The following is a 5,942-nucleotide window of genomic DNA, read 5'->3' on the forward strand; positions in this document are numbered from 1 at the left end:
GTGGCAGAAACAGCCCAATGGTCAACCTTTGGTGGCAGAGGAGCGGCTTGGTTAACCTTCAGTGGCAAACGGTCAACGTTCAGTGTCAGAGGACAGCGGGGGTGCAACGCAGGTGCAACACGGGGTGCAACACAACGTCAGTGTTGCACCCCTGACCTGCGCAAATACCCCGCAGAGCGGGCCCGGCGGCCGTGTTGCACCTACCCGTGCGGCCTCATTGTCCGTTGACAGTGAACCTTGGCCGTTTGCCAATGCAGTTTGAGTAGGTATGCCAGCGTGGGCGTCACATCTTCTCTTCCCACAGCCCGTCCAGGAAGAAGACGAAGACCGGGGCGGCGCCCTCGGACGGGGAACTGGCCGCAATGACCATGCCTTCGTGGTTGTCGTTGCTCGCCCCGGTGTAGAAGGAGTAATCCCCGAAATTCGTGAGCACGCCCTTCACGTGGGCCGCCGCCTGCTGCTCGAACGTCGCGGCGCGCCCTGGGCTCTTCTCGCTCAGCTTGGCCTTGAGGCGCTTGATGTAGCCGTTGATGTAGGTCTCGTAGCTCTTCTTGTCGAAGGGGATCTTCTGCAGAGAGTGCGCATGGACAATGTCGATCACGGTGTCCTGGCCGTCTTCCTTCGCCACGTCGTGGGCGGGGCTGGTCTCCGACTCAAGAGCCGCGCCGAGGTCATCGTCTCGGCTGACGCGGATGTACCTGGACTGCACCTTCTCAACGCCGTTGCCCGACTCCGTCACGGGAAAGGAATCGGTGAAGAGTTCATCCCCGCTGATGACGTCCTTGTAGATGATCACGCCATGTCTCCCAATCTCGTCCTTCGTTCGGGCCGACAGCCTTCGGGCGGCCCGGGTCCGGTGTGCTCGCCTCGCGTCGGACCGCCCGTGTCCTGCCCACTGCCCTCCGGCTGCAACCGGATGGTGACACAGTGTGAGGCCGATCACGCGTCATCGCGGAACCGCACGTACCAGCGCCCCTACCTCCTCCGGCCACCCGTCAATCTTCAGCGGCAATCGGTAGCTCGACTTTCGACGTTCTGACAGGTTGAGGTGATCACGCTGCGGTGTCGAGGCTGGCTGCTGCCCACGCCTGCTGGACTCGCGGTCATGGGACTCTTGGTGCCCGTCGACCCTGCGCCGCTGAGTGTCCCGGTCACCGTGCACCTGCCGGTCTGCGCGGCCGGATGGCGCTCCATCACTCACCCGGGCAGCCACCACGACGATCAACAAAGGCTTCGAACGTCGGGCTCGAGGGCCCCTCCGACAAGCAGGCGCACCGGGTGCCTTGGGGGCGGTCCGGTGCGCCGTGACCTGGTGTGTGGGTGTGTCAGCGTCGTAGCCCGCGGACGCCGTGGGGGGTGCCGATGCCGGTGGGGCCGTCGTAGCCGGGGAGTGCGGTGCAGAGGTAGGAGCCGCCGCAGGAGCCGGTGGAGCCGGTGACGATGTCGTTGAACGCGCGGGGGCGGGCGTAGGGGTAGGAGTTCGGGAAGTCGTTGGGGCCCGGCGTGCCCGCGACCGCGTACATGCCCGCGATCAGCGGTGCGGAGACGCTGGTGCCGCCGGCCACCTGCCAGCTGGGCCCGGTGTTGGGGTCGGTGGCGTAGATGGCGATGCCGGTCGCTTCGTCGGCGACCGCGGAGAGGTCGGCGACGGTGCGGTTGGCGCAGCCGGGATCGTGCTGCCAGGGCGGCTTCGGCTCGAAGCGCGAGCAGCCGGAGCCGCCGTGGATCCAGGCGCTCTCGGACCATCCGCGGCGGAGGAGCGGGACGAGGTGCCGGTCCCGGTGCAGGCTGGTGCCGCCGGCGGCGACGACGTACTGGGAGGCCGCCGGGTAGAGGATGTCGGGGTAGCCGCTGTCGCCGCTGCCGGCCACGAAGGCGGTGCCGGGGAGATTGAAGAACGAGTCGAGGCCCGTCTGGGCCGGGAACTCCGAGGCGCCCCAGCTCATGGAGACGAACTTGGAGTTCTGTGTCACGGCCTGGGCGACGGCCGGGAACAGGTTGAGGAAGTTGTTGTCGTCGGCCTCGACCAGCAGGATGTGGCAGTCCGGGCAGTCCGGGCAGACGGCGCTGACGGCGTCGAGGTCGAGGGAGGTCTCCGACACCCAGCCGGCGTCGGTGGTCGGGGGCGGGGTCGTGCCGCCGTTCTGGTTGATCTTGCGGAAGCACCCGTTGGCCGTGGTGCACGGCGGCAGGTGGAACTGGGCGCGGTAGACGGCGAGGTCGCTCTCGGCGGTGCGGTCGTCGAACGCCGACACGATGGCGACCGTCCGGTCCCCGCCGCCGTTGCGGGGCAGGTCGTAGGCGGACTGGAGGTCGCGCGGGCCGTAGCCCGGCGGCTCGGTGTCCGGCCGCGGGTGCCGCAGCCGGGGCAGGTCGGTGCGGATCAGCGCGAGGCAGGCCGCCCGCAGCCCGGCTGGCACGTTCACCACCGCGCCGGACGGGGCGGTCAGCGCCACGGTCGGCGCGCCCGCAGCCGGGGGCGGGGCCGGTTCGCAGGCGCGCCGGGCCGTCACAGCTCCGGGGTCGGACGGCTGCGTGCCGCCGCTGGCCGGCGTCAGGGCCTGCGCGGGCGCGGCGATACCCGCCAGAGCCAGCAGCAGGGGAAGGACGAGCAGGGACCGCATCAGTGGGGTGGGCCTCATGGGACTCCTCGTTCCGCCGGCCGGGCTCCGGAACCCGTCGAGGCGTCACCCGACCTGAGCCGAATTCCGGTTGGACTCGCGGCCCCACACAGGCGGACCGCTCGATGTGGTCGCCATCATCGCCGCCGACAATCCGCAGCAAGCCGATGGCCGACACCGCATTACATCGGACACCGCACCGAAGTCACCCCAGCGGCGCAACCGCTCTCGCACTGGCCCGGTTCCGTCGGCGGCCACCGGTGCCCACGGGCGGACTCACGCCGCCGGCCCACCGGTAGACGATTGCACCCCTGATCTGCGCAAATACCCCGTAGAGCGGGCCCGGCGGCCGTGTTGCACCCCCCGCGTTGCACCCGCCCGTGCGGCCTCACCAACACCGCCCACCGCCAACCCAAGCCGACCGCCGGGCGGCTGCGCCCCTCCTCTCTGCGTCCGGCTGGTGCCGGCCGCGTGTGTGGGGATAGGCGGGCGGGGGCCGCTTGCTGCGCTGGCTCGGGGCCGCCTCGGGCCGCCGTGCTGCTGCCGCCGACTGTGAAGTTGCGCTAGCCCTCCGCCCCCGGGTGAGTGCTGCGCCCTGCCCGACCGCTGCGCCGGGCCTGCTCGCTGCCGTCCGGGCCGCCGACCAGCTGCGCTGGGCTTGAACTGGTACCGAGGGCGTGGTGGGGGCGTGGCGGCGGCTGAGGTGGCGGCGGGTTTTGCCCTCAAGGGTGGCGGGCCGGGCGGTGCGGGCGTGTCCGCCCGGCGCAGGTGCGGGGTCGGCCGGTGCGGCCCGGGTCGTGGGCCCCGGGTCGCGGGACCGGCGGCGCTCAGGCCGGGGGAGGGGTCAGGTGCTGCCGCCTCCGCCGCCGTTGACGGTGGCCGCGACGGCGCCGATGCTGCCGTCGCCGGCGAGGGAGACGTTCAGGGTCAGGAACTTGATCGGGACCGGCGGGATGATCGGGGTCGGCGGGAATTCGAGGAAGGTGGGCTCGAAGGTCAGCCGGATCGGGTTCGGCGGGAATTCGGTGCGTTCCGTGTCGGTGCCGAGAAAGCGGTAGGTGCGGCCGCTGGTGAGGCCGCGGCCGGTGGTGTTGATCAGGCGGCTGACGACCTGGACGTCGATGTCGTTGCCGCCGGCCAGCGTGCGCACCCGCACGTCGAGGGTGCCGGTCACGGCGATGTTCTCGGTGGTGCCAGCGATGGTGCCGGACAGCGGGAGCCGGACGTGCTTGAAGTGCACCAGGGGAAGGACCGCGCGGACGGCGGTCGGGACGGCGGTCGGGACGGCGGCGGGGGTGGCGGCGGTCGCGGGGACGGCAGCCAGGCCGAGCACGACCGGCAGCAGGCCGGCCGTGGCGGCGGCGCGTTGGAGGACGCGGCGCATGAATCACTCCTCATCAGGTAGGCGAGCGGGCGTGCCCGCGCGACCGAGGACCGCGACGGCCGCCCACCGCCCACCTCACCCGAGGCGCCCGCGCGCGGCGCGCCCAGGCGGGCACTCGGCCCAACACCCCGCCCGCCGTCCGGCTCAGACCGCCACGACCCGCCCGCACGCCAAAACCCACCCGGCGGATTCCGCAACGCTCCCCAGGGGATGTACACCGAAGCCGCCCAGCAGCTCACCAAGGCCGCTAAAGAACACACCGAGCGCGTCCAGACCGCCCAGAACGCCTCATTCCTGCGCACCGTATTCGGCCCGCGAAGGCCAAAAGAACCCAAGGAAAAGAAGGGCTAAGAACCCTTTGGAAATCGGCGTCCATCTGTCAGTGCATTTTTAATTGCGAACGGACGCCCGACTATTTCCTGACATCGCTTTTTCGTAGGCAGCCACGGGCAGGCTTCACCATGGCTGAAAAGGCAATTCGGCAGGCACTCTGACCGCTCCGCAGCAAATACGCGGCGCGTCATTTCGGGGCAGGCCCCGGTTGTCAGAGCAGGGCTGCCGCGAAGGCCGTGTGGTTGGCCGCTGTGTGGGCGTGCTCCCGTTCGGACCAGCGGATGCGCTCGGTGATCTGGTGATCGTCGGCGACCCGGGGTCCCGGACACGCGAGGTGGCTTCGCCACCATTGGGCGTTGCGGGCCTGGCGGTCGAGCATGGCGTCGATGAGGCGGGCGCGGGACGAGGCGTCGAGCCCGTAGGCGTCCGCGAGGACGCGTACTTGTGCGGCTTGGGCGGTGGCGGGCGGCGCCTCGGGCTTGGAGGAGACGCACCAGGTCCACGCCATGTAGCCGAGGTCCTCCAGCGGGTCCCCCGGGGCGGCGGTGTCGAAGTCGATGAAGGCGACAGGTACGTCGTCGGAGAAGACAGCGTTGTTCGGCCCTGGGTCGTGATGGCAGACCACGGGACGCCGGCCTGCGAGGCGGCTGCCGCGGGTGGCGTCGTGCAGGCCTCGGAGCAAGGCCCCGGCGGCGGCGACTTGAGGGTCGGTCCAGCGCTGGAAGCGTGCGGGCACCCAGCCGGGCAGGTAACTGAAGACATCACGGCCGGCCTCATCGGAACCGAGGTGACGCGGGGCCCCGGAGAACCCCTGCTGCTGAAGGTGACCGAGCAGCTCCGCGACGAACGGGGACGACGCGGTGACCGGCCGTCGGACGGTGTTGCCGACCTTGACCACGCCGGGGGTGATGCGCCCACCAGCCAACGGCACTTCGTTCTCCACGACTCCATGCTGCACGGTCCTGCTCCCCGTCAGGGGTGCCGACGATGCCGACCCGACCTGCGCGCCGGTCCCAAAACCCACACCGGAGGAACGGCAGGAATCTCCGACGGTCAAATTCTGAAACACACCTCGGGGCAGGCGGACAGCTTTGTAAGCCGCATGCAACGTGAAGCCAACTGATGGAATATCCGAGAGCAAGCAGACGGTTTTTCGGGGGAGTGGGAAGACTTGCGAAGGACGGGGTCAGGACCCCCGATCCGGCAGGATTCTCTGACAGAGGACAAGTGATACACTTGCAGACTGGCCGTCACCCGACCGAACCGGCCCACCATCCCGAACCCTCAAGGGTCTAGACCAATCTGGCGGGAGTGAAGCCGACCCGCACGCACCCCTCAGTGCCACCCCTTCCCCCTAGTCAGCCCGCTTTGAGTTCAGCCATTTGTCTAGCTCAACTAGATTATATCGGCCCAGCCACCCGGCATCATGGAGCGAAGCGGAGTGATGCCGGCCCGGACGCGAAGCGTCGGGCCCACCCGGGCGAAGCCCGGGTGCGGACACGCGGAGCGGGTCCGCCGCCTGACCGAAGGTCAGGCGCGAACGGAGGGCCGAAGGCCCGTAGGGACCCGCTCCGCGGGGGTCGCCGGCGCCCCGGCGGCCCGCC

General features: G+C 70.0%; 5 protein-coding genes. 1 reads left to right on the top strand and 4 read right to left on the bottom strand.

The window, feature by feature from the left end; translation table 11 throughout:
* Window positions 1-283: 283 nt before the first annotated feature.
* The 3 genes from ABZW30_RS46245 to ABZW30_RS46255 all read right to left on the bottom strand — a co-directional run bounded on the left by ABZW30_RS46245 (window position 284) and on the right by ABZW30_RS46255 (window position 4,005).
* A complete protein-coding gene (locus tag ABZW30_RS46245; RefSeq protein ID WP_355677361.1) occupies window positions 284-796 on the bottom strand; it encodes a translationally-controlled tumor protein in 513 nt (170 codons plus the stop codon).
* Between the two features lie 529 nt (window positions 797-1,325).
* Window positions 1,326-2,642: a S53 family peptidase gene (locus tag ABZW30_RS46250; protein WP_355677362.1), complete on the bottom strand. Its 1,317-nt coding sequence runs from the start codon at window positions 2,640-2,642 to the stop codon at window positions 1,326-1,328.
* Window positions 2,643-3,465: 823 nt separating this feature from the next.
* A complete protein-coding gene (locus ABZW30_RS46255; protein ID WP_355677363.1) occupies window positions 3,466-4,005 on the bottom strand; it encodes a hypothetical protein in 540 nt (179 codons plus the stop codon).
* A 210-nt stretch (window positions 4,006-4,215) separates the two neighbouring features.
* On the opposite strand from ABZW30_RS46255, the gene ABZW30_RS46260 reads away from it, so the two are divergent.
* Complete coding sequence (locus ABZW30_RS46260; RefSeq protein WP_355677364.1) at window positions 4,216-4,356, top strand: hypothetical protein; 141 nt, start codon at window positions 4,216-4,218, stop codon at window positions 4,354-4,356.
* Window positions 4,357-4,549: 193 nt separating this feature from the next.
* Here ABZW30_RS46260 and ABZW30_RS46265 read toward each other — a convergent pair whose 3' ends face one another.
* Window positions 4,550-5,281 (bottom strand): aminoglycoside phosphotransferase family protein, encoded by a 732-nt coding sequence (locus ABZW30_RS46265; RefSeq protein WP_355677365.1) that lies wholly within the window; start codon window positions 5,279-5,281, stop codon window positions 4,550-4,552.
* Window positions 5,282-5,942 lie beyond the last annotated feature (661 nt).

Source organism: Kitasatospora sp. NPDC004669 (assembly GCF_040609455.1).
Taxonomy (GTDB): domain Bacteria; phylum Actinomycetota; class Actinomycetes; order Streptomycetales; family Streptomycetaceae; genus Kitasatospora.

Bases quoted from the DNA above. Each gene is read 5' to 3' on its own strand.
- ABZW30_RS46250 (WP_355677362.1), bottom strand. From the start codon at position 2,642: ATGAGGCCCACCCCACTGATGCGGTCCCTGCTCGTCCTTCCCCTGCTG.
- ABZW30_RS46255 (WP_355677363.1), bottom strand. From the start codon at position 4,005: ATGCGCCGCGTCCTCCAACGCGCCGCCGCCACGGCCGGCCTGCTGCCG.
- ABZW30_RS46260 (WP_355677364.1), top strand. From the start codon at position 4,216: ATGTACACCGAAGCCGCCCAGCAGCTCACCAAGGCCGCTAAAGAACAC.